This is a genomic window from Streptomyces sp. NPDC041814 (assembly GCF_055590565.1).
Window position 1 is genome coordinate 369,223 of record NZ_JBVJAM010000001.1, and the last position, 20,810, is coordinate 390,032.

At 73.4% G+C, this 20,810-nt stretch carries 20 protein-coding genes; 6 read left to right on the forward strand and 14 right to left on the reverse strand.

Going from position 1 to position 20,810, the window contains the following annotated elements; genetic code table 11:
* Nucleotides 1-26: 26 nt before the first annotated feature.
* Complete coding sequence (locus tag ACZ6C6_RS01690; RefSeq protein ID WP_073735655.1) at nucleotides 27-83, forward strand: trp operon leader peptide; 57 nt, start codon at nucleotides 27-29, stop codon at nucleotides 81-83.
* A 97-nt stretch (nucleotides 84-180) separates the two neighbouring features.
* On the forward strand, nucleotides 181-2,049 hold the full coding sequence (locus tag ACZ6C6_RS01695; RefSeq protein WP_469198010.1) for an anthranilate synthase family protein: 1,869 nt from the start codon (nucleotides 181-183) through the stop codon (nucleotides 2,047-2,049).
* A 9-nt stretch (nucleotides 2,050-2,058) separates the two neighbouring features.
* Here the strand turns inward: ACZ6C6_RS01695 and ACZ6C6_RS01700 are convergent, their stop codons facing one another.
* The 4 genes from ACZ6C6_RS01700 to ACZ6C6_RS01715 all read right to left on the reverse strand — a co-directional run bounded on the left by ACZ6C6_RS01700 (nucleotide 2,059) and on the right by ACZ6C6_RS01715 (nucleotide 5,821).
* Nucleotides 2,059-3,063, reverse strand: coding sequence for a 2-hydroxyacid dehydrogenase (locus tag ACZ6C6_RS01700; protein WP_469199277.1), 1,005 nt, complete (start codon nucleotides 3,061-3,063; stop codon nucleotides 2,059-2,061).
* A gap of 85 nt (nucleotides 3,064-3,148) precedes the next feature.
* Nucleotides 3,149-3,841: a response regulator gene (locus ACZ6C6_RS01705; RefSeq protein ID WP_469198012.1), complete on the reverse strand. Its 693-nt coding sequence runs from the start codon at nucleotides 3,839-3,841 to the stop codon at nucleotides 3,149-3,151.
* Entirely contained in the window at nucleotides 3,838-5,064 is a 1,227-nt protein-coding gene (gene macS, locus ACZ6C6_RS01710) for a MacS family sensor histidine kinase (protein ID WP_469198014.1), read from the reverse strand. Before macS ends, ACZ6C6_RS01705 begins: the two co-directional genes overlap by 4 nt.
* 31 nt (nucleotides 5,065-5,095) lie before the next feature.
* Nucleotides 5,096-5,821, reverse strand: coding sequence for a lysophospholipid acyltransferase family protein (locus tag ACZ6C6_RS01715; protein ID WP_469199279.1), 726 nt, complete (start codon nucleotides 5,819-5,821; stop codon nucleotides 5,096-5,098).
* A 238-nt stretch (nucleotides 5,822-6,059) separates the two neighbouring features.
* On the opposite strand from ACZ6C6_RS01715, the gene ACZ6C6_RS01720 reads away from it, so the two are divergent.
* Complete coding sequence (locus ACZ6C6_RS01720) at nucleotides 6,060-6,851, forward strand: alpha/beta hydrolase (RefSeq protein ID WP_469198016.1); 792 nt, start codon at nucleotides 6,060-6,062, stop codon at nucleotides 6,849-6,851.
* Nucleotides 6,844-7,515, forward strand: coding sequence for a hypothetical protein (locus ACZ6C6_RS01725; RefSeq protein WP_469198018.1), 672 nt, complete (start codon nucleotides 6,844-6,846; stop codon nucleotides 7,513-7,515). Before ACZ6C6_RS01720 ends, ACZ6C6_RS01725 begins: the two co-directional genes overlap by 8 nt.
* Before the next feature lie 8 nt (nucleotides 7,516-7,523).
* On the opposite strand, the gene ACZ6C6_RS01730 is transcribed toward ACZ6C6_RS01725, so the two are convergent.
* The 6 genes from ACZ6C6_RS01730 to ACZ6C6_RS01755 all read right to left on the reverse strand — a co-directional run bounded on the left by ACZ6C6_RS01730 (nucleotide 7,524) and on the right by ACZ6C6_RS01755 (nucleotide 12,473).
* Entirely contained in the window at nucleotides 7,524-8,276 is a 753-nt protein-coding gene (locus tag ACZ6C6_RS01730; protein ID WP_469198020.1) for an endonuclease/exonuclease/phosphatase family protein, read from the reverse strand.
* A 79-nt stretch (nucleotides 8,277-8,355) separates the two neighbouring features.
* Nucleotides 8,356-9,297 (reverse strand): ROK family glucokinase, encoded by a 942-nt coding sequence (locus ACZ6C6_RS01735; protein WP_365685210.1) that lies wholly within the window; start codon nucleotides 9,295-9,297, stop codon nucleotides 8,356-8,358.
* A gap of 74 nt (nucleotides 9,298-9,371) precedes the next feature.
* Complete coding sequence (locus tag ACZ6C6_RS01740) at nucleotides 9,372-9,830, reverse strand: DUF5304 domain-containing protein (protein WP_469198022.1); 459 nt, start codon at nucleotides 9,828-9,830, stop codon at nucleotides 9,372-9,374.
* An 83-nt stretch (nucleotides 9,831-9,913) separates the two neighbouring features.
* Nucleotides 9,914-11,122 (reverse strand): ArsA family ATPase, encoded by a 1,209-nt coding sequence (locus tag ACZ6C6_RS01745; RefSeq protein WP_469198023.1) that lies wholly within the window; start codon nucleotides 11,120-11,122, stop codon nucleotides 9,914-9,916.
* 4 nt (nucleotides 11,123-11,126) lie between these two features.
* Entirely contained in the window at nucleotides 11,127-11,576 is a 450-nt protein-coding gene (locus tag ACZ6C6_RS01750) for an SRPBCC family protein (RefSeq protein ID WP_469198025.1), read from the reverse strand.
* A 117-nt stretch (nucleotides 11,577-11,693) separates the two neighbouring features.
* Complete coding sequence (locus tag ACZ6C6_RS01755) at nucleotides 11,694-12,473, reverse strand: metallophosphoesterase family protein (protein ID WP_469198027.1); 780 nt, start codon at nucleotides 12,471-12,473, stop codon at nucleotides 11,694-11,696.
* Nucleotides 12,474-12,739: 266 nt separating this feature from the next.
* Between ACZ6C6_RS01755 and ACZ6C6_RS01760 the strand changes: the two genes are divergently transcribed.
* Nucleotides 12,740-14,536: an AMP-dependent synthetase/ligase gene (locus ACZ6C6_RS01760; RefSeq protein WP_469198029.1), complete on the forward strand. Its 1,797-nt coding sequence runs from the start codon at nucleotides 12,740-12,742 to the stop codon at nucleotides 14,534-14,536.
* 57 nt (nucleotides 14,537-14,593) lie between these two features.
* Here ACZ6C6_RS01760 and ACZ6C6_RS01765 read toward each other — a convergent pair whose 3' ends face one another.
* On the reverse strand, nucleotides 14,594-15,736 hold the full coding sequence (locus ACZ6C6_RS01765) for a glycosyltransferase family 4 protein (protein ID WP_469198031.1): 1,143 nt from the start codon (nucleotides 15,734-15,736) through the stop codon (nucleotides 14,594-14,596).
* Nucleotides 15,737-15,844: 108 nt separating this feature from the next.
* Here ACZ6C6_RS01765 and ACZ6C6_RS01770 point away from each other — a divergent pair, with 108 nt between their 5' ends.
* Entirely contained in the window at nucleotides 15,845-17,110 is a 1,266-nt protein-coding gene (locus tag ACZ6C6_RS01770; protein WP_469198033.1) for a glycosyltransferase 87 family protein, read from the forward strand.
* On the opposite strand, the gene ACZ6C6_RS01775 is transcribed toward ACZ6C6_RS01770, so the two are convergent.
* The 3 genes from ACZ6C6_RS01775 to ACZ6C6_RS01785 form a co-directional block, all read right to left on the reverse strand.
* Nucleotides 17,067-18,308 (reverse strand): hypothetical protein, encoded by a 1,242-nt coding sequence (locus ACZ6C6_RS01775; RefSeq protein WP_469198035.1) that lies wholly within the window; start codon nucleotides 18,306-18,308, stop codon nucleotides 17,067-17,069. The genes ACZ6C6_RS01770 and ACZ6C6_RS01775 overlap by 44 nt on opposite strands.
* A 28-nt stretch (nucleotides 18,309-18,336) precedes the next feature.
* Nucleotides 18,337-19,368 (reverse strand): C40 family peptidase, encoded by a 1,032-nt coding sequence (locus ACZ6C6_RS01780; RefSeq protein ID WP_469198036.1) that lies wholly within the window; start codon nucleotides 19,366-19,368, stop codon nucleotides 18,337-18,339.
* 237 nt (nucleotides 19,369-19,605) lie between these two features.
* Nucleotides 19,606-20,631 (reverse strand): C40 family peptidase, encoded by a 1,026-nt coding sequence (locus tag ACZ6C6_RS01785; RefSeq protein WP_469198038.1) that lies wholly within the window; start codon nucleotides 20,629-20,631, stop codon nucleotides 19,606-19,608.
* Between the last annotated feature and the right edge of the window lie 179 nt (nucleotides 20,632-20,810).

A 20,810-nucleotide genomic window follows, 5' to 3' on the forward strand; every position in this document is an offset into this window, starting at 1 on the left:
GTCAGGTGTGGGTTAGGGTACGGGTCATGTTCGCGCACTCGACCCGTAACTGGTGGTGGACCGCTCATCCGGCGGCCCACTGATCGCGCGTACACACTGACGCAGAGGCCGCCCGAGGGGCGGCCTTTTCCGTGTCCACGGGCCGTTCCTCCCAGCTGATTCCCTGGAAGGAACCCACCCATGAGCTTCGACCGACTCCTGCGCGACGACTGCCCGCCCTTCGCCCTGCTGCGCCGCCGCACCCCCGGCCACAACCACGACACCGTCGAGGTGCTGATCGGCCGGGTGCACGAGGCGGACCGGCTAGCCGACGTCCCCGTCGGTGACCTGCCCTCGCTGGCGCTGGTGCCGTTCCGGCAGATCGCGGAGCGCGGTTTCGACGTACGCGACGACGGCACCCCGCTCTCGGTCCTGGTCGCGGACGAGACGTACACGATGTCCCTGGACGAGGCACTGGACGCACTCCCTCGCCACGAAGTCCGCGTGGAAGACGGGGAGTTCGACGTCAGCGACGAGGCGTACGCCGACACCGTGCGGCGGGTGATCGAGGACGAGATCGGCCGGGGCGAGGGCGCGAACTTCGTGATCCGGCGGACGTTCCGGGGCCGGATCGACGGGTTCGGCCGGGCGGACGCGCTGGCCCTGTTCCGACGGCTGCTGGCGGGCGAGCGGGGCGCGTACTGGACCTTCGTCGTGCACACCGGGGACAGGACGCTGGTCGGCGCCAGCCCCGAGGTGCATGTGCGGATGTCCGGCGGGACCGTCGTGATGAACCCGATCAGCGGCACCTACCGCTACCCCGCCGAGGGGCCCACCCCCGAGAGCCTGCTCGCCTTCCTCGGGGACCGCAAGGAGACCGAGGAGCTCTCCATGGTGGTGGACGAGGAGCTGAAGATGATGTGCACCGTCGGCGACATGGGCGGGGTGGTGATCGGCCCGCGCCTCAAGGAGATGGCCCATCTCGCCCACACCGAGTACGAGTTGCGCGGCCGCTCCTCGCTGGACGTACGGGAGGTGCTGAAGGAGACCATGTTCGCGGCGACCGTCACCGGCTCCCCCGTGCAGAACGCCTGCCGGGTCATCGAGCGGTACGAGGACGGCGGGCGCGGCTACTACGCGGGCGCGCTGGCCCTGCTGCGCCGGGAGGCCGACGGCACCCAGACCCTGGACTCGCCGATCCTGATCCGGACCGCCGACATCGACGCGGACGGCACGCTGCGGGTGCCGGTCGGGGCGACGCTGGTGCGGCACTCCGACCCGGAGAGCGAGGTCGCGGAGACCCACGCCAAGGCGGCCGGGGTCCTCGCCGCCCTCGGTGTGCGCCCGGCCCGCCCGGAGGCGGAGCGGGAGCGGCCCCGGCTGGCCTCGGACCCCCGGGTGCGGGAGGCCCTGGACGCCCGGCGGGACGGGCTCGCCCCGTTCTGGCTGCGGATGCAGGAGCGCGCCGCCGACCGCGTCGGCCACGCCCTGGTGGTGGACGGCGAGGACACGTTCACCGCGATGCTCGGTCACCTGCTGCGCGCCTCGGGGCTCGACGTCACCGTGCGCCGCTACGACGAGCCGGGGCTGCGGGACGTGGTGCGGGCGCACGAGGGGCCCGTGGTCCTCGGGCCGGGGCCGGGGAATCCCGGGGACGCCGCCGACCCGAAGATGCGGCTGCTGCGCGCGCTGGCCGCCGAGCTGGTCCGGGACCACCGGCACGGGCTGCTCGGGGTGTGCCTGGGCCATGAGCTGATCGCGGCCGAACTGGGCCTGGAGATCGTCCGGAAGGCGGTGCCGTACCAGGGGGCGCAGACCCGTATCGACCTGTTCGGGCGGCCCGAGACGGTCGGCTTCTACAACAGCTTCACCGCGCGCTGCGACGACTCCGGGGCGACGGAGCTGGCGGCGCACGGCATCGAGGCGAGCCGGGACGAGGTGTCCGGGGAGCTCCACGCGCTGCGCGGGGCCGGGTTCGCCTCGGTGCAGTTCCACCCGGAGTCGGTGCTGACGCTGCGCGGTGCGGCGATCGTGTCCGAGCTGCTGGCGGGGCTTCCGGTGCGCGGCTGAGAGGCGGGGTCAGGTCCCGGGGCGGGCCGGGACCAGGACGTTCCCGCTGTGGCGGCCGGCCAGGTAGTCGCCCACGTTCTCGACGGTGGCGGCGATGATCTGGCCGACCGCGTCCTCGGTGTAGTACGCCTGGTGCGAGGTGACGATGACGTTCGGGAAGGTGACGAGCCGGGCCAGGGTGTCGTCGTCCACTCCCTCCAGGGACTTGTCCAGGAAGAACAGCCCTGCCTCCGCCTCGTACACGTCGAGTCCGACGCCGAGGAAGCGGCCCGCACGCAACTCTCCGACCAGGGCCGAGGTGTCGACGAGGCCGCCCCGGCTGGAGTTGACCAGGATCGCGTCGTCCTTCATCAGGGCGAGGGCGTCCTTGTCGATGAGGTGGTGCGTCGACGGGAGCAGCGGCACGTGCAGGCTGATCACGTCGGACTCCGCGAGCAGCCGCTCCTTGTCCACGTACCGCATGCCCAGTTCGGCGCAGGCCGGGTTCTCGGCGACGTCCCAGCCGAGCAGCTTCATGCCGAAGCCGTGGGCGATCCGGGTGAACGCCTCGCCGATCTTGCCGGTGCCGATGACGCCCACCGTGCGGCCGTGCATGTCGCGGCCGAGGAGTCCGTCGAGCCGGAAGTCGAAGTCGCGGGTGCGGCTCGCGGCCCGGATCACCCGGCGGTTGACCGCCATGGCGAGGGTCCAGGCGAACTCCGCGACCGAGTACGGCGAGTAGTAGGAGACCCGGGCTACGCGCAGGGCCAGGCGCTCGGCGACGTCCAGGTCGATGTTGTTGAATCCGGTGGAGCGCTGGGCGATCATCTGGGTGCCGCCCGCCGCGAGGGTCTGGAGGACCGCGCCGCCCAGGTCGGCGTTGACGCTGGTGGAGATGACCTCGTAGCCCGCCGCGATGGGGGCGGTGTCCCGGTTCAGGAAGACGTCGAGGCAGCGGACTTCGTGCTTCCCGGCGAACGCCTTCTCGATCAGCGGCTTCTCGTCGGACTGCACTCCGAAGGCCAGGATCTCCACGACGTCTCCCCTGTCTGCGTGCTGGGCGCTGCCGGTCACCGCGAATATACGACCGGGCATCGCACCGCGCCCCTCACGACAGGCGCTATGCGTCGTCCAGGCCGCGCTCGATGGCGTACCGCACCAGCTCGACCCGGTTGTGCAGCTGGAGCTTGCCCAGGGTGTTCTGGACGTGGTTCTGCACGGTCCGGTGCGAGATGACGAGCCGTTCCGCGATCTGCTTGTACGAGAGCCCCTTGGCCACGAGCCGCAGCACCTCCGTCTCCCGGTCGGTCAGCTCCGGGGCCCTGGGCTCGTCGGACGCGGCCGGGGCGGGCTCCGAAGCCAGCCTGCGGTACTCGCCGAGGACCAGGCCGGCCAGGCCCGGGGTGAAGACGGCGTCCCCGGCGGCGGTGCGGCGGACGGCCTCGGTCAGCTCCTGGGTGCTCGCCGACTTCATCAGGTAGCCGGTGGCGCCGGACTTGACCGCCTCCAGGACGTCGGCGTGCTCGCCGCTGGCGGAGAGCACGAGGACCCGCAGGCCGGGCTGGCTGCCGACGAGCTCCTTGCAGACCCGCACCCCGGGCATGCCGGGCAGATTGAGGTCGAGGACCAGGACGTCCGGGGTGACGGCGCCGGCCCGGCGTACGGCCTGGGGTCCGTCGCCGGCGGTGGCCACCACGTCGAAGCCGGCCTCGGCGAGGTCGCGGGCCACGGCGTCGCGCCACATCGGGTGGTCGTCCACCACCATCACCCTGATCGCCGGCTGTCCGGTGCCCTCTTCGTGTGTCGCGCTCATCGGACCGATCCCGCCTTCCCCCGTGAAACCTTAGGAACCTTCAATTCGACCTCGGTGCCCTGTCCTGGCACCGAGATCAACTCTGCCGTACCGCCCAGGTCGCGCAGCCGGCCGCGGATCGACAGGGCGACCCCGAGCCGCCCCTCCCCCTCGGCCTGGGCGAGCCGCCCCTCGGGGATGCCGGGCCCGTCGTCCCGGACCGTGACGATGACCTCGTCCGGCCAGTCCTCCAGCAGGATCCACGCCTGGGCGCCCTCGCCCGCGTGCGCCCGGACATTGTCCAGGGCGGCGCCGACCGCGGCCGCCAGCTCCGCCGCCGCGGCGGACGGCAGGAGCACCGGCGCGCCGGGCTCCGCGAAGCTGGTCCGGGAGCCCGCGTGCGGGGCGAGCAGGGTCCGCAGATCGGTCTCGCCGCCGTCGCCCCGGTCGTCGTCGTCCGTCTCGACGGTCCGGACGACGGCGCCCTCGGAGGCGTCCTCGGAGAGCCGGGTCGGCGGCACGAGGCCGCTGGAGACCAGGGTACGCAGGGCGACTTCCTGCTCCCCGGCCATCCGGCCGAGCTCCGCCGCCTCGCCGCCGATCGCGGCGCCGCGCCGCTGGACCATGGCGAGGACCTGGAGCACGCCGTCGTGGATGTCCCGGGCGAGCCGCTCGCGTTCGCGGGTGGCGGCCTCGATCTCCAGGGCGCGGGCGAGGGTGCGTTCACTGGCGCGGGCGACCTCCACCACGTAACCGATGGCGATGGAGGCGACCCAGACCAGCATCACGTTGTGCAGGGTGTCGCGGCTGGGCTCGCCGCGCTCGATGAGGTTGGCGACGGCGACCAGGCTGGAGGCGAAGCCCGCCCAGCGCCAACCGCCCTTGATCGCGAAGGCCAGGACGGAACCGGCGGTCCAGATGGACGGCAGCGTCGGCCCGTCGACGTGCTGCGCCTGGAAGTCGGCGAGCGGGGTGACCACGATCCCGATGAGGGCGATGGCCAGGTCCGCGCCCAGGAAGCGCCTGGTGCAGGCGGCGGCGCTCCCCACCTTCGGCAGGGTGGCGAGCGTCCAGACCGCCATCAGCGCCAGGAAGGTGATCGCTATCCAGGGCCGCTCGTAGTCGTGCCGGGCGAAGGCGGCGAGCAGGACCGCGTAGAGCATCGTCAGCACGCGGTACGCCGTCAGGGCGCGCCACAGCGGCTGCTCCACCGACATCCGGACCACGCGTACGCGTTTGACCATGCTGTTCTCCCCCCGTCCCCCGGCGGACCGCTCAGGTGCTGTCGCCGTCGCCGTCCGTCTGCTTCGCGGCCTCGGACCGGCGCTTGGCCTCGTCGGCGATCTGCCGCTTGGCGGCGGTCGCGTAGATGTCGACGTACTCCTGGCCCGAGAGCTTCATGATCTCGTACATCACCTCGTCGGTGACCGAGCGCAGGATGAAGCGGTCGCCGTCCATGCCGTGATAGCGGCTGAAGTCGAGCGGTTTGCCGATCCGGATGCCGGGCCGCATCAGCTTGGGGATCACCTGGCCGGGCGGCTGGATCTTCTCCGTGTCGATCATCGCGACGGGGATGACCGGCGCCCCGGTGGCCAGTGCGACGCGGGCGAGACCGCCGGGCTTGCCCCGGTAGAGCCGGCCGTCGGGCGACCGGGTGCCCTCGGGGTAGATGCCGAAGAGGCCGCCGCTCTCCACGACCTGGATGCCCGCGCGGATCGCCGCCTCACCGGCGCCGCGCGCGCCGGAGCGGTCGACGGGGAGCTGGCCGACGCCCTTGAAGAACGCGGCGGTGAGCTTGCCCTTCACCCCCGGCGCGGTGAAGTACTCGGCCTTCGCGATGAAGGTCACCTTCCGGTCCAGGACGGCCGGCAGGAAGAAGGAGTCGGAGAACGACAGGTGGTTGCTGGCGAGGATCGCGGGTCCGCGCGCGGGGATGTTCTCCAGGCCCTCCACCCACGGCCTGAAGGCGAGCTTCAGCGACCCGCCGATGGAGAACTTCATAGCGCCGTAGATCAACTCGGATGCCTCCTGTGTGCTGTCCGACAGACCTTAACCCGCCGTGTCCCCCATCCTCCCGCCAAGCGCGGGCGGGTGTCCGCGGACCGGGACGCGACGGCCCTGGTCGGTGTCGGCCCGGTCGCGTACGGTGAAGTAATCCTCGCGTACCCCGTACATCCTTCCGAACTCCCCTTCCGCTCCACGCTCGCTCCCCCGCGAGCCTCATGAACAGGAGACCCCGGTGCCGGTCCTTCCCGGAGCCGAGCCGTTCCGCCACGAGGGCGGAGAGGTCGGCGTCCTCCTCTGTCACGGATTCACCGGTTCCCCCCAGTCGCTGCGCCCCTGGGCCGAGTATCTGGCCGAGCGCGGCCTGACGGTCTCGCTGCCGCTGCTCCCCGGGCACGGCACGCGCTGGCAGGACATGCAGGTGACCGGCTGGCAGGACTGGTACGCGGAGGTGGACCGGGAGCTCCGCGGGCTGCTGGAGCGCTGCGAGCGGGTGTTCGTCTTCGGGCTCTCGATGGGCGGTGCGCTGGCCCTGCGGCTGGCCGCGAAGCACGGGGACGCGGTCAGCGGTCTGGTGCTCGTCAATCCGGCCAACAAGGTGCACGGCCTCGCGGCGCACGCGCTGCCGGTGGTCCGCCATCTGGTGCCGACGACGAAGGGCCTGGTCAGCGACATCGCCCTGGAGGGTGCCGCGGAGGTGGGCTACGACCGGGTGCCGCTGCACGCGGCGCATTCGGTGCGCAGGTTCTTCCGGCTGGTCGACGGCGACCTGCCCCAGGTCACCCAGCCGCTCCTGCTGCTGCACAGCCCGCAGGACCATGTCGTCCCGCCCGCGGACTCGGCCCGCATCCTGAGCCGTGTCTCCTCGACGGATGTCCGCGAGGTCCTGCTGGAACAGAGCTACCACGTGGCGACGTTGGACCATGATGCGAAGCGGATCTTCGACGAGAGCCATGCGTTCATCGGCCGCCTCGCTCCGAGCGAGAAGGATCAGGGCGGGAAGAAGGGGAGCACGTCCGGTGGCTGAGCACGACGCGGAGCGCGCGGGCAGCGAGGAGGAGCGGGAGCCGTTCCCCGTGGAGGGGGCGGCCGTCGCCGACGACGACGGCAAGGGCGCGGCACCCGACGCGCCGGCCGGTGCGGGGGACGGACCGCTGGACGAGGACGCCGTCTGGCGGGCCATCGTGGAGGGTTACGGGGAGGAGCCGCCGGACCCGCCGGGCGCCCGGCCCTTCCGGTCGGTCGAGGACCTGGCGCTGCCGGACGACGGCCCGCTGACCGCCCCGGCCGCGGACAAGGGGCTCGGCAAGCGGCCGCCGAAGCCGAAGCCGGCGGAGGACCGGCCGCTCGGCGGCTCGGTAGTCTTCGCGCCGGGCGTGGGCCCGCGCGACTACGAGCCGGCCGACCCCGACGTGCCCGGCAAGGGCACCGGGGACGACGACGAGGGGCACTTCGTGCCGCCGGAGCCGCCGCCGCTGCCGGAGGCCGACGTCACGGCGAAGTTCGCCTGGCTCGCGGTGGTCGGCGGGCCGGTGCTGATGCTGCTCGCGGTGCTGCTGTCCTGGGAGATGACCTGGTGGCTGACGACGGTCTGCGTCGGCGGCTTCCTGGGCGGTTTCGTGACGCTCGTGGCGCGGATGGACTCCGACGACGACGGTGACGACGACCCGGGCCGGGGCGCGGTGGTCTGACGTCCCGCTCAGGCGGCCGGCACCCTCAGCGCGGCCAGCACCGGGCGGTGGTCGGTCGCCGCGCTCAGGTCGGCCTCGCGCACCCCGGGCAGCCCGTCCGGGACCCCGCAGCCGAGGACCTCGACGCCGCCGGTGGCGAAGACGGCGTCGATCCGGCGGCGCGGCTCGTGCGCGGGGAAGGTGTACTCGCCGCCCTGCGGCCTGGTCTCCCAGCAGTCCTGGTAGCGCCCGGCGAGCCGCCGGAAGGCCCGCCCGCTCGGTACGTCGTTGAGGTCACCGGCGACGACGGCGTGCGCCACGCCCAGCGCGTCCACGGTCTCCGTCAGCCGCTCCGCCTGGGCCAGCCGCTCCTGCCGCTGGAGGCTTAGGTGGCAGCTGACCACCCCGACCCGGGCGCCCGCGAACCGGACCACGGCGGTGGCGAAACCCCGGCGGTGCAGGCCCGGGGTGCGCGGCAGCAGGATGTCCTCGGTGCGCTCGACCGTGGCACGCAGCGAGCACAGCAGCAGCGGTCCGGCGGCGGTGGCGCCTCCGCCGAGGACCACCAGGTCGGTGGCGGCGGCGAGCCGGGCGGCGTACTTGCGCCAGCGGAAGAAGCGCGGCGCCTCCTGGACGAGGACCAGGTCGGGGGCGCAGGCGCGGATGACCCGGGCGAGGGCCGCGCGGTCGTCGCGCATCGAGCGGATGTTATAGCTGAGCACGCGGATGACGGCCGAGCCGTCCGGCTCGGTGCGCGAATCGGGCAGCGACATCGTGGCCATGCCCTCACGATACGGCGGACGCCCGCCGCGCTCCGAGAGGGCGCGACGGGCGTCCGGTGTTTCCGTGTGCGGGTCGGGCTCAGCCCTGGCGGGCCAGGTCCGCTGCGCCCACGAGCCCTGCCTTGCCGCCGAGTTGGGCGGCGAGGACCTGCGCGTGCGGGCGCCATTCGCCGCCGATCAGCCAGCGCCGGAACGACTTGCGGATCGGGTCGAGGACGAGCTCGCCCTCGTCCGAGACGCCGCCACCGACGATGAAGGCCGACGGGTCGAACAGCGAGGCCAGGTCCGCGAGTCCGGCGCCGGCCCAGCGGGCCAGCTCGCGGAACGAGTCGATGGCCACCGGGCAGCCCTGGCGGGCCGCCTCGCTGATGTGCTTGCCCTCGATGCCGTCCACGGTGCCGTCGCCGAGCGCCAGCAGGATCGTGGCGTTCTCCGGGGTGGCATTGGCGCGCTGCTTCGCGTACCGCACAAGGGCGCGGCCGGAGGCGTACTGCTCCCAGCAGCCCTGGCTGCCGCAGCCGCAGAGCAGGCCGTCCGGGACGACCCGGATGTGGCCGAACTCGGCGGCCACGCCGAAGCGTCCGCGGCGCAGCTTGTTGCCGATGATGATGCCGCCGCCGAGGCCGGTGCCCAGCGTGATGCAGATGACGTCGTCGTGGCCCTGGCCGGCGCCGAAGCGGTATTCGCCCCAGGCGGCGGCGTTGGCGTCGTTCTCCACGACGACGGGGAGGCCGACGCGCTGCTCGACCTTGTCCTTGAGCGGTTCGTGGCGCCAGTTGATGTTGGGCGCGAACAGCACGGTGGCCCGCTTGTCGTCCACATATCCGGCCGCGCCGATGCCGACGGCGTCGACCTGGTGCCCGGCGCTCGCGCCGGAGACCGCCGCCGCGATCGCGTCCACGATGGCTTCGGCCGTCGGCGGGGTCGGCACCTTGAAGGTCGAGAGGATGTGGCCCTCTTCGTCGACCACTCCAGCTGCGATCTTCGTGCCGCCGATATCGACGCCGATGGTGAGTCCCATGAATCCCTCAGTTCCGGTCGAGCCCCGCTGAGGCAACCGTACCCGAGGCCGGGCCCCGTCCTGTCCGGCGCCGGTCAGTCGAGGTCGATGTGTTCGCCGGCGCCGGACCCCTCGTCCCGGGGGCCGCCGGGGCCTTCCGCCTTCTTTTCGGTGCCCGCGGGGTCCCCCGCCCCCCGGGTCCAGCGGCCTTCCTGGCCCTGGACCGCCGAGCGGTAGGCGGCGAGCAGTTCGTTACCGGCCGCCGCGATGTGATCGAAAACGTCTGGATTGCGCTCGATCACGGGCTCCACGGCCGCCTTGGCCTGCTGGATGACCTGCTGCACGGCACCCTGCGCGGCCAGTCCGAGGAGCGGCGCCTGGAACGAGCCGAGCTTGTCGGACACCGCGTCCATCAGCTTGCGCAGCTCCTCGGCGGCGGAGCCGGGCGGCGGGCCATAGGCGGCGCGGCGGCGGGCCTGCTCGGCGGCGAGGTCCTCGGCGCACGCGTCGGCCCAGGCGTTGTCGTCGGCGGGGCGATCGGTGGCTTCGCTCATGGCGGACTCCTGGGGGCTTCGTGGCCGGCGGCCCGGCATACCGGACACGTACCTTCGACGGTACCCGAACGGTGGTACGCCGTTCAGCCCGTCCGGGGCCAGAGCGCGGGATCGGGTGTGAAGCGGACCCGGAGCACGCCGTCGGTGAGGGCCGCGCCGGAGACGGTGCAGCGGCGCAGGGCGGGTTCCAGGGGGACGATGCGGTGGAACGGGCCGACGGTCAGGAGGAGTTCTCCGCCGCGCCGGACGAGCTGGAGGTCCTTCTTGACGGCGCCGGGGAGCCGCAGGCACCAGACGAGTATCCCGTCGCCGTCCGGCCCGCCGGCCTCCTCGGTCCACCAGGGGTCCGGGGCCCGGCCGCCCTCCTCACCGGTGCCGGGGACGGCGAGCGCATGGCCCGCACCGTCCTCGCCGGCCAGGGCCAGGAGGTCGTCGGGGCCCTGCGGGTCGCGGCCGAGGTGGGCGATGCGGACCGGGGCGGCGCCCGCGACCGCCCAGTGGCCGAGAGACTTCTCCTGCTGGGCGGCGAGCGCGGCGAAGAACGGGTCCGGGGAGTGGCCGGGCAGCATCCGGTTGGCGACCGGCGCCTCGGCGCGCAGCCCGTGCAGGGCGAGCCCGGTGCGGGCGCCGCGCAGGGCCTCGTCGGCGGCCGGGCCCGGCTCGGCGACGAGCCGGAGGGTGGTGGCCCGGTCCTCGATCAGTGCCTGGACCTGGGCCAGTTCGGCGTCGCGCCGGGCGGCGGCCTCGTACAGCCACTGGGCGGGCATGGGCACACCGGCCAGCTGGGCGAGCATCGGGCGCAGGGCGCGGGCGGCCTGGCGCTCCTGGGGCAGCAGCCGGCGCAGGTAGCGGCGCAGCTGTTCCGGCAGGGCGAGCAGGCGGAGCGCGTCGCGCAGGGGCGGGAGGTCCACGACGAGGAGGTCGTACGCCTCGGCGGACCAGTCGCCGTGGGCGGCGCGGCGCAGGGCGTGGAGCAGGGCGAGTTCGCCGCTGCCGGGGAGTTCGGTCAGCTCCTCGCCGTCCAGCGGGTTGCCGCCGAGCAGTTCGAGGACGGACGACAACTGCTCCTGGAGGGCGAGGAGTTCGTCGCGGAAGTGGGCGGCGGAGTCGGTCCGGACGGACCGCAGCCGCTCGGTGACCGGGGTGGGGGCCGCGGCGTCGGGGAAGCCGGGTATCGGGTCGGCGGAGATCAGCAGGGTGCGGGCGCCGTCGCGGGCCGCGGCGAGCGCGGTGGCCGCCGCGACGGTCGTACGGCCGGCTCCGCCGGGTCCGGTGACCAGGACCGTACGCACGTGCTCAGCCCTTCGGGACGGACTCGACGCGCTTCTTCAGGCCGGCGAGGGCGCGGTCGATGATGACCTTCTCCGCCTTGCGCTTGATCATGCCGAGCATGGGGATCTTCACGTCGACGGTGAGCCGGTAGGTGACCTCGGTGCGGTTGCCGTCGCCGAGCGGCGCGAGCGCGTAGGAGCCGTCGATGGCGCGGAGCATCTGGGACTTGACCAGGGTCCAGCTGACCTCGTAGTCCCCGATCCAGGTGTAGGCGAGGGTGTGGTCGTCCTTGATCGCGCCGGCGTCCAGGACGAGTCGGACCTTCTCGGCGCGGCCGTGCTCGTCGGTGCCGAGGACCTCCGCCTCCTTGACCTCTCCGGTCCACTCCGGGTAGCGCTCGAAGTCGGCGATCACACCCATGACGTCGGCCGGTGCCGCCTCGATCGTGATGGTCGAGCTGGTGTGTTCAGCCATCGCTGTGGCCCTCCAGTGCGGTGTACCGGTACGTCGGCAGGAGCCTGCCGCCAGAAGGCTATCGCGTGCGCCCGGCGGCCCGTCCCAGGGCCCGGCGCGCAATGCCGGGCCGGGCGCTCACCACTCCAGCGCCCAGGGCCGGCCGGTGGAGGCGAAGTGGCCGACGTTCACGCATTCGGTGGCGCCGATCCGCATCCGGCGGGCCAGCGGCTGGTGGACGTGGCCGAAGAGGGAGTAGCGGGGGCGGGTGCGGCGGATGGCGTCGAGCAGGGCCCGGCTGCCGCGCTCGAAGCGGCGCGCCACGGTGTCGTAGACCAGCTCGGGCACCTCGGGCGGGATGTGGGTGCAGAGCACGTCGACCTCGCCGACCGCCTCGATCTTGGCGGCGTACTCCTCGTCGTCGATCTCGTACGGGGTGCGCATCGGCGTGCGCAGGCCGCCGCCGACGAAGCCGAAGACGCGGCCGCCGATCTCGACGCGCTCGCCGTCCAGGACGGTGGTGCCGGGGGCGGCGTACTCGGGCCACAGGGCGGGGATGTCGACGTTGCCGTAGGTGGCGTACGTCGGGGTGGGCAGCGCGGCGAACATCTCGGCGTACTGCCTGCGCACCGCTTCGGTGATCGCGGCGTTCCGGTCCATGCCCTGCCACAGCCCCCGGCCGAAGGCGCGGGCCTCCTCGAAGCGGCGGGCGGTGCGCAGGGCGACGATCCGGTCGGCGTTCTCGACGCCGAAGAGGTCGGGGAAGATGCCGCGCGAGTGGTCGGCGTAGTCGAGGAAGAGGACCAGGTCACCGAGGCAGATCAGGGCGTCGGCACCGTCCCCGGCGCGGGCCAGCGCCCCGGTGTTGCCGTGCACGTCGCTGACCACATGGACGCGGGTGTTCGCTCCAGCTCGCATGGGAAACAGCCTAGAGCCTGCGCAGAGGCCCCGGACCTGCGGTTACTTCCTGGTGTGTGTAGGGGTGGACTACTGTGCGCGAAAGGACGTCCCGATATGTGTGACGCATAAGACATCTGGCCGGGACCCCCTATCCGGAACCGAGTACTGGTGGGTAACGTCCGGGCAGTCCAGTCGTGCTCACCCCACTGAGCACCCGCCATCTTGGACCGCGCCGGTGCGTCACACAGAGCCGTGGCACCGGAGCCCGATGAGGAGCAGCAGTCTTGCGCGAGTTCAGCCTTCCGGCCCTGTACGAGGTCCCCTCGGACGGCAACCTGACGGATCTCATCCGCCGCAATGCCGCTCAGCATCCCGATGTCGCGGTGATGAGCCGCAAAGTGGCGGGCGTCTGGACGGACGTCACCGCCACGCAGTTCCTGGCCGAGGTCCGGTCGGCCGCCAAGGGCCTGATCGCGGCGGGCGTCGAGCCCGGCGACCGGGTGGCCCTGATGTCGCGCACCCGGTACGAGTGGGTGCTGCTGGACTTCGCCATCTGGAGCGCGGGCGCGGTCACCGTGCCGGTGTACGAGACCAGCTCGCCCGAGCAGGTGCAGTGGATCCTCGGCGACTCGGGGGCCGTCGCGGTCCTGGTCGAGAGCGACGTCCACGCCGCCGCCGTCGCCTCCGTGCGCGACCGGCTGCCCGGGCTGCGGTACGTCTGGCAGATCGAGAAGGGCGCCGTCGACACGCTCCGGGCCGAGGGCGAAGGGGTCTCCGAGGAGACCGTGGACCTGCGCAGCGCGGCGGCCCGGGCGGACGACCCGGCCACCATCGTCTACACCTCGGGCACCACGGGCCGCCCCAAGGGCTGCGTCCTGACGCACCGCAGCTTCTTCGCGGAGTGCGGGAACGTGGTGGAGCGCCTGAAGCCCCTCTTCCGTACCGGCGAGTGCTCGGTCCTGCTCTTCCTGCCCGCCGCCCACGTCTTCGGGCGGCTGGTCGAGGTGGCCTCGGTGATGGCGCCGATCAAGCTCGGCTGCGTCCCGGACATCAAGAACCTCACCGACGAGCTGGCCGCGTTCCGCCCGACGCTGATCCTCGGCGTGCCGCGCGTCTTCGAGAAGGTCTACAACGCGGCGCGCGCCAAGGCGCAGGCCGACGGCAAGGGCAGGATCTTCGACAGGGCCGCCGACACCGCCATCGCCTACAGCCGCGCGCTGGGCACCCCGCAGGGACCCTCGCTGGGCCTGAAGTTCCGGCACAAGGTCTTCGACCGCCTCGTCTACGGCAAGCTGCGCGCGGTGCTCGGCGGGCGCGGCGAGCACGCGATCTCCGGCGGCGCCCCGCTCGGCGAGCGCCTGGGCCACTTCTACCGCGGCATCGGCTTCACCGTCCTGGAGGGCTACGGCCTGACCGAGTCCTGCGCGGCCACCGCCTTCAACCCGTGGGACCGGCAGAAGATCGGCACGGTCGGCCAGCCGCTCCCCGGTTCCGTGGTGCGCATCGCGGACGACGGCGAGGTGCTGCTCCACGGTGAGCACCTGTTCTCCGGCTACTGGAACAACGAGGCGGCGACGGCCGAGGCGCTGGCGGACGGCTGGTTCCACACCGGGGACATCGGCACGCTGGACGAGGACGGCTACCTCGCGATCACCGGCCGCAAGAAGGAGATCATCGTCACGGCCGGCGGCAAGAACGTCGCGCCCGCCGTCATCGAGGACCGCATCCGCGGCCACGCCCTGGTGGCGGAGTGCATGGTGGTCGGCGACGGGCGGCCCTTCGTGGGCGCGCTGGTCACGCTGGACGAGGAGTTCCTGGGCCGCTGGGCCGAGGAGCACGGCAAGCCGGCCGGCTCGACCGCGCTGTCGCTGCGCGACGACCCGGAGCTGATCGCCGAGGTGCAGCGCGCGGTGGACGACGGCAACGCGGCGGTCTCCAAGGCCGAGTCCGTACGCAAGTTCCGCATCCTGGGCGCCCAGTTCACCGAGGAGGGGGGCCACATCACGCCCTCGCTGAAGCTGAAGCGGAACGTGGTGGCGAAGGACTTCGCGGACGAGGTGGAGTCGATCTACCGCTCGTGAGGCGTACGCGTACGAGGGGGCCCGCACCACATCGGTGCGGGCCCCCTCGTACGCGTATCAGAGCAGTTCGCGCAGCCGTTCCGCGAGCAGGTCCCAGCGCCACTTCTCCTCGACCCATTCCCGGCCCCGCTCGCCCATGCGCCGCCGCAGGTCCGCGTCGCCCAGCAGCGCGGTGATCCGCTCCGCCGCCTCGCCGGGCTCGCCGCCGCGCACCACCCAGCCGGTCTCGCCGTCCAGCACCGCGTCCGGAGCTCCGCCGGAGTCGCCGGCCACCACCGGCAGCCCGGTCGCGGACGCCTCCAGGTAGACGATGCCCAGGCCCTCCACGTCCAGGCCGCCGCGCCGGGTCCGGCAGGGCATCGCGAAGACGTCCCCGGCGCCGTAGTGCGCGGGCAGCTCGGACCAGGGCACCGGCCCGGTGAACCGCACGGAGTCCGCCACCCCGGTGCGCGCGGCGAGCTTGCGCAGGTCGTCCTCGTAGGGCCCGCCGCCCACGACCAGCAGGACCGCGTCCGGCTGGGCGGCCAGGATCGCGGGCATCGCGAGGATCAGGGTGTCCTGGCCCTTGCGGGGCACCAGCCGGGACACGCAGACCACGACGGGCCGTTCGGTGAGCCCGAGCCGGGCCCGGACCTCGTCGCCGCCGGAGTCCGGGCAGAACGTCTTCTCGTCCACCCCGGGCGGCAGCTGCACCATGCGGCGGGCGGCGGCCGGGCTCAGCGCGGCGGCGATCCGGGAGCGGGTGTACTCGCCGAGGTAGGTCAGCGTGTCGGTGCCCTCGCCGATCCGGCGCAGCAGCTGCCGGGACGCGGGCAGCTGCGCCCAGGCCGCCTCGTGGCCGTGCGTCGTGGCGACGAGCCGCCGGGCACCCGCCTCGCGCAGCGCCGGGCCCATCAGGCCGAGCGGGGCGGCGGCGCCGAACCAGACCGACGAGCAGCCGTGCGCGCGCAGCAGCTCGGTGGCGCGCCGGGTCACCCGCGGGGTCGGCAGCAGCATCGTCGTACGGTCGCGGACGACGGTGAAGGGCTGCTCGGCGTCGAAGGCGGCGGTGGCGGCCGCGCCCTCGGCCCCGCGCTTCCAGGTGGAGGCGTAGACGACGACCCGGTCGGGGTCGAGCCGCAGCGCCATGTTGTGCAGGAACGCCTGGATGCCTCCCGGGCGGGGCGGGAAGTCGTTGGTCACGATCAAGGTCTTGTCCATCGCAGCCGACAGTACCGGGCCCCGGCGGCCGTGCCTGATGGCCCGCACACAGGGCGTACGGGCATCATGGCTGTTTCGTACGGCGTACAGGACGGGTGAGGGCAGGTCATGACGGGTTCCAGCGGCACGCGTCCGGCGGCCTTCGCGGTGTGGGCGCTCACCAGGGCGGTGCTGCTGCTCTGGGTGACCAAGGTGGTCACCCCGCCCGGGCTCGACGTGACGAGCGATGTGTCGGTGATCTACCACGGCTGGTCCGAGGTGCTGCGCTCCGGCACCTACCCGGAGTCCGACGTCACCTGGCAGTACCCGCCGGTGGCGGCGCTCGCGATCCTCTCCCCCGCCCTGCTGCCGTTCCTGGACTACGCCACGGCCTTCTTCGTGCTGGCGTTCCTGTGCGACGCGCTGGTCCTGGGGCTGTTGCTGCGCGCGAGCGACGGTCCGGGCCGCCGGGCGGCCGGGGTGTGGGTGTGGGTGGCGGGCGTGCCACTGCTCGGCACGACCGCGTACGCCCGGTACGACGTGATGGTGACGGCCGTGGCGGTGGCGGCGCTGCTGGCCGGGCTGCGGCACCCCCGTGTGCTGGGGGCGCTGGCCGCGTTCGGGGCGCTGCTGAAGGTGTGGCCGGCGCTGCTGCTGGCCGGGACGGCCCGGGGGCGCGCGACCCGGCTGGCCTGGGGGACGGCGGCCGCGGTGGCGGCCGGGCTGCTGCTGGTGTGCGTGGCGGCGGCGCCGGGCGCGCTGGCGTTCCTCGGCTTCCAGCGGGACCGGGGTACCGAGGTCGAGTCGCTGGGGGCGCTGGTCTTCCATGTGTGGCGGCAGTTCGGCTGGGAGGGCCGGGTGGAGCTGCACTACGGCTCGCTGGAGTTCCTGGGGCCGCATGTACCGCTGGTGAGCACGCTGGCGCTGGGGCTGAGCGTGGCCGCGTTCGGCTGGCTGCTGGTGTGGCGGCTGCGGGCGCGGACGTTCGGGGTGAGTACGCCGGCGGACGCCGCGTTCACGGCGGTGCTGCTGTTCACCACGACGAGCCGGGTGATCAGCCCGCAGTACATGCTGTGGCTGGTCGGTCTCGCGGCGGTGTGCCTGGTGCTGCGGGAGAGCCGGATGATGTGGCCGGCCGTCCTGGTGGTCGCGGCCACGGGGGTGACGCAGCTGGAGTTCCCGATCGGCTTCGTCCACGTGGTGACGAGCGACGCGCACGGGCTGACGCTGATGTTCCTGCGCAACGGGCTGCTGGTCGCCGCGTCCGTGCTGGCGGCCGCGCGGCTGTGGCGCGACACCGTACGGGCCCCGAGGGGCGCGGCGGCGGCGAAGGCGGTGGCGGAGCCCGCGCTCAGCCGAGCCGGTCGCGCAGATACACCCGCCAGCGCGCCGTGAAGTCCTGCGGGGTGGTGCCCAGGACCTCGTGCAGGGCGTCCTCGACCGCCCCGTCGCGCCCGTGGCGGGCGCCGACGGCCCGGTAGAAGGCGAACAGCTTCTCCTCGCCCCAGCGGTCCGCGATCAGCTCGCAGGCCAGCCAGCCGCCCTCGTACGCCTGCGCCAGCCGGTCCGCCTCTCCCGCGAAGGCGAAGTCCTCGTCCTCGGGCAGCCCGGCCGGTACGTCACCGGCCCGGACCGCGTCGGCCAGCTCGGGCGCGATCTCCTCGGCGGTCCGGTCCTGGTCCCGGTAGGCCGCCCAGTCCGCGAAGCCCTCGGAGAGCCAGGTCGGGGTGGCCGACGAGGTCCGCTTGCGGGTGGCCACATGGGCGGTCTCGTGGGTGAGGACGACGCGCTGCCCGAACCCGCCGAGCAGGGCGTACGCCTCGGGGTTGACGATCACCCGGTCGGCGGGGGCCTTCCCGGTGCCGCCGGTCTCGCCGGTGGTGACGGCCGCTATGCCCTTGTAGTTCGAGGCGGGCGAACCGAGCAGCCGGCCCATCTCCGTCACGCTGTCCGGCACCAGCACCACCACGCGCCCCGCCCACCGCTCCGGCCAGGCGGCGGAGACCGCGGGCACCGCCTCGTCCGCCGTCGCCGCGATGGCGTCCAGCTCGTCCCGTGAGCGGCCGACGCCCAGGACCAGGCTGTGCTTCCCGCGCACCACTTCGATGTCGCCCTGCTCCCACAGCTGCCCGGCGCTGCCGTCGGCGGCCCGGTCCGCGGTGACGTACCAGCGGCCGTCCGCCGGGTCCCGGGCCAGGTCCACGACCCGGTCGACGGAGACCGGGGCGCTGTCGTAGCCGGCGATGCGGTAGCCGAGCGTGACGTCGGCGGTGACCCGGTCCGCCCCGTGCGGGGTGAGGTGGGTCAGCCGGTACGCCCAGGAGCCGAGCGGCACGTCCGCCAGCCGGGCGGCCTCCCGGCGCTGGGCGGTGCGCAGCGCCGTGGCGTCCGGGTCGACGGCGGCGGCGTAGGCGGCCGGGTCGTGGTGCAGCACGGCGGCGGCGCGCCGGTCCAGGGTGGCGCGGACGCCCCGGGAGGTGCTGTCGGGCGCCCGGTCGGCCGGGGCGGAGCAGGCGGCGGCGCCCAGCAGCGCGGCGAGGACGGCACCCGCCGCCCGCCGCCGCCCGCCGCGTATGCGCACCCGTTCGACCACATGACGAGCGTACGGGCTGTCGCCGGGCTCAGACCCGGGTGACCGAGGAGACGGGCATCATCCCGACGGGGTCGTAGCGGACCGGGGCGCCGGGGTACGGGGCGTGGATGACCTGCCCGTTTCCCACGTACATGGCGATGTGGCTGGCGTCCGCCCGGTAGGCGACGAGGTCTCCGGGGCGGGCCTCGGAGAGCGGCACCATGTGCCCGGCGTACCGCTGGGCCTGCGAGGTCCGGGGCAGGCTCACCCCGGCCTGGGCCCAGGCCCACTGCATCAGCCCGGAGCAGTCGAAGCCGGAGGGCCCGTTGGCGCCCCACACGTACGGCCTGCCGAGCGCCTGCTGTGCGGCCAGGACGGCCGCGGCGGCGCGGGCGGAACCCGCCGGGAGCCCGGCCAGGAGGGTGGCGCCCGGGTCGCGGCCGTCGCGCGAGGCGCGGGCCAGGGCGGCCCGTTCGGCGGCCGGGAGCGACTTCAGCAGCTGCCTGGCCCGGGCGAGCTTGCGTTCGACGGTCCGCTTGTGGCGGCTGACGGCCTCCCGGCGGCTCTCCAGCCCGGCCAGCGAGCGGGCGGCCTCGGCCCGGGTCTGGGCGAGCGCCCGCTGGGCCTTGCGCAGTTCGGCGAGGGCGGCGGCCCGGTGGGCGTCGGCCATGGTGACGGCGGAGGCCCGGTCGAGGTAGCTGTCGGGGTCCGAGGTGAGCAGCAGGGCCAGCGAGGGGTCGATGCCGCCCGCGCGGTACTCCGCCCGGGCCGCCGAGCCCAGCTCCTCGCGCATCCGGTTGATGCGTTCCTGGCCCCGGGCGGCCCGGTCCTGGGCCCGGCTGAACTCGCCGCGCAGCCGGGTCACGTCCTCGCCGGCCCTGTTGTACCGCTCGGTGGCGCGCTCCGCCTCGGCGTAGAGGTGGTCGACCCGGGCCCCGGCGGACTGCGGGGTGTCGTGCGGCTCGGCGTGCGCGGTGGCGGCGCCGAGTGTCGCGGCCGCGGTCGCGGCCGCCGCCGTCAGGACGGTGGCCCGGGCACCGCGACCGGTACCGGGCTGTGTGGAACGGCGATGGGACCCCACAGGACGCCGCACTCCCTTCCGCTGTACGCAGACGCGCGCGGCCCCTACCGCCCGGGCGGGCGGACCGACGTACGGGAGCCACGACAGCAGGCAGACAGTAGCCGCGTGATCACGGAGCGGACAAAGACACGCCGGACCGGCGGGGGCCACACACAGTGACGCCCCGCCGGTGACCTGTGGTCTCCGGCGGGGCGGGCGTCAGTACGGGGCGCGGGAATTCGCCCGTTCGGGCGCGGTTCAGATGCGCACGGCGGCGTAGATGCTGCCGATGGTGCTCATCGACTCGTAGCGGACGTACGCGCCGGGGTACGGGGCGTGCAGGACCTGGCCGTTGCCGGCGTAGAGGCCGACGTGCTCGTTGCCGTTGAAGAAGACGAGGTCGCCGGGGGCCAGCTGGCTGACGCCGATCCGGTGACCCTGGTTGACCTGGGTGTACGTGGTGCGGGTGATGTTGACGCCGGCCTGGGCGTAGGCCCACATGGTCAGGCCCGAGCAGTCGAACGAGTTGGGGCCGGTGGCCGCGGGCACGTACGGCTTGCCGATGCGGGTGGCGGCGGCGTTGAGGGCGGCCTTCCCGAGACCGGAGGCGGCGACCTCGTTGCCGAGCTCGACCCGGGTACCGGCGGCACGGCTCGCGCGGGCCTCGTCCTGGCGCAGCTTCTCGCGCTCGGCCGCGGTGAGGGTGTTCAGCAGGCGGCGGGCCTCGGCCAGCTTCTCCTGCTGCTTCTTCTTCTTCTCACCGAGCGTCTTGCGGACGGAGGCGAGGTCGCTCAGCTTGTCCTGGGCCTCCTTGCGCTGCTGCGCGAGGGCCCGCTGCTTCTCCTGGACCTTCGACAGGGCCTCGGTCTGCTTGGCCGTCAGCTGGTCGAGCGCGGACGCCTGGTCGAGGAAGCTGTCCGGGTCGGAGGAGAGGAAGAGCTGGACGGAGGGGTCGATGCCTCCGGAGCGGTACTGCGCGGCGGCGAGGGAACCGAGGCCGGACCGGAGCTGGTTGAGCTCCTCCTGGCCGCGGGCCACCTTGTCCTGGATCGCGCCGATCTGCTTCTCGAGCTTCTCCTGCTTCTCCTTCGCCCCGTTGTACTGCTCGGTGGCGGCCCCGGCCTCGTGGTAGAGCTTGTCGACCTTCGCCTTGACCTCGCTCTTGGTCGGCTTGGGGTCGGCGTGGGCGGCCTGGGAGGACAGGGCGACGGCCGCGGCTGCGGTCGCGGTGAGCACGGTCACACGAGTGCGGCTCGGCTGCTTGGGACGACGGTGGGACGCCACGAAGGCGAGCTCCTTCTTCCTCGAGCCGCCTACCGGATCTGTGGGGGAGGGGATCCCCGGCTCCGTGCACGTCACGGACTCGGCGGTTCCTTCGCCGCCACCCCGGGTGGGTGATCGACCGCGCGAAGGTTCGAGGCCCGACCCTAGTGACCATCTTGTGATCAGTTCAAATCCTCGCA

Bases quoted from the DNA above. Each gene is read 5' to 3' on its own strand.
- ACZ6C6_RS01695 (WP_469198010.1), top strand. From the start codon at position 181: ATGAGCTTCGACCGACTCCTGCGCGACGACTGCCCGCCCTTCGCCCTG.
- ACZ6C6_RS01705 (WP_469198012.1), bottom strand. From the start codon at position 3,841: ATGAGCGCGACACACGAAGAGGGCACCGGACAGCCGGCGATCAGGGTG.
- macS (WP_469198014.1), bottom strand. From the start codon at position 5,064: ATGGTCAAACGCGTACGCGTGGTCCGGATGTCGGTGGAGCAGCCGCTG.
- ACZ6C6_RS01715 (WP_469199279.1), bottom strand. From the start codon at position 5,821: ATGAAGTTCTCCATCGGCGGGTCGCTGAAGCTCGCCTTCAGGCCGTGG.
- ACZ6C6_RS01730 (WP_469198020.1), bottom strand. From the start codon at position 8,276: ATGGCCACGATGTCGCTGCCCGATTCGCGCACCGAGCCGGACGGCTCG.
- ACZ6C6_RS01735 (WP_365685210.1), bottom strand. From the start codon at position 9,297: ATGGGACTCACCATCGGCGTCGATATCGGCGGCACGAAGATCGCAGCT.
- ACZ6C6_RS01740 (WP_469198022.1), bottom strand. From the start codon at position 9,830: ATGAGCGAAGCCACCGATCGCCCCGCCGACGACAACGCCTGGGCCGAC.
- ACZ6C6_RS01750 (WP_469198025.1), bottom strand. From the start codon at position 11,576: ATGGCTGAACACACCAGCTCGACCATCACGATCGAGGCGGCACCGGCC.
- ACZ6C6_RS01755 (WP_469198027.1), bottom strand. From the start codon at position 12,473: ATGCGAGCTGGAGCGAACACCCGCGTCCATGTGGTCAGCGACGTGCAC.
- ACZ6C6_RS01765 (WP_469198031.1), bottom strand. From the start codon at position 15,736: ATGGACAAGACCTTGATCGTGACCAACGACTTCCCGCCCCGCCCGGGA.
- ACZ6C6_RS01770 (WP_469198033.1), top strand. From the start codon at position 15,845: ATGACGGGTTCCAGCGGCACGCGTCCGGCGGCCTTCGCGGTGTGGGCG.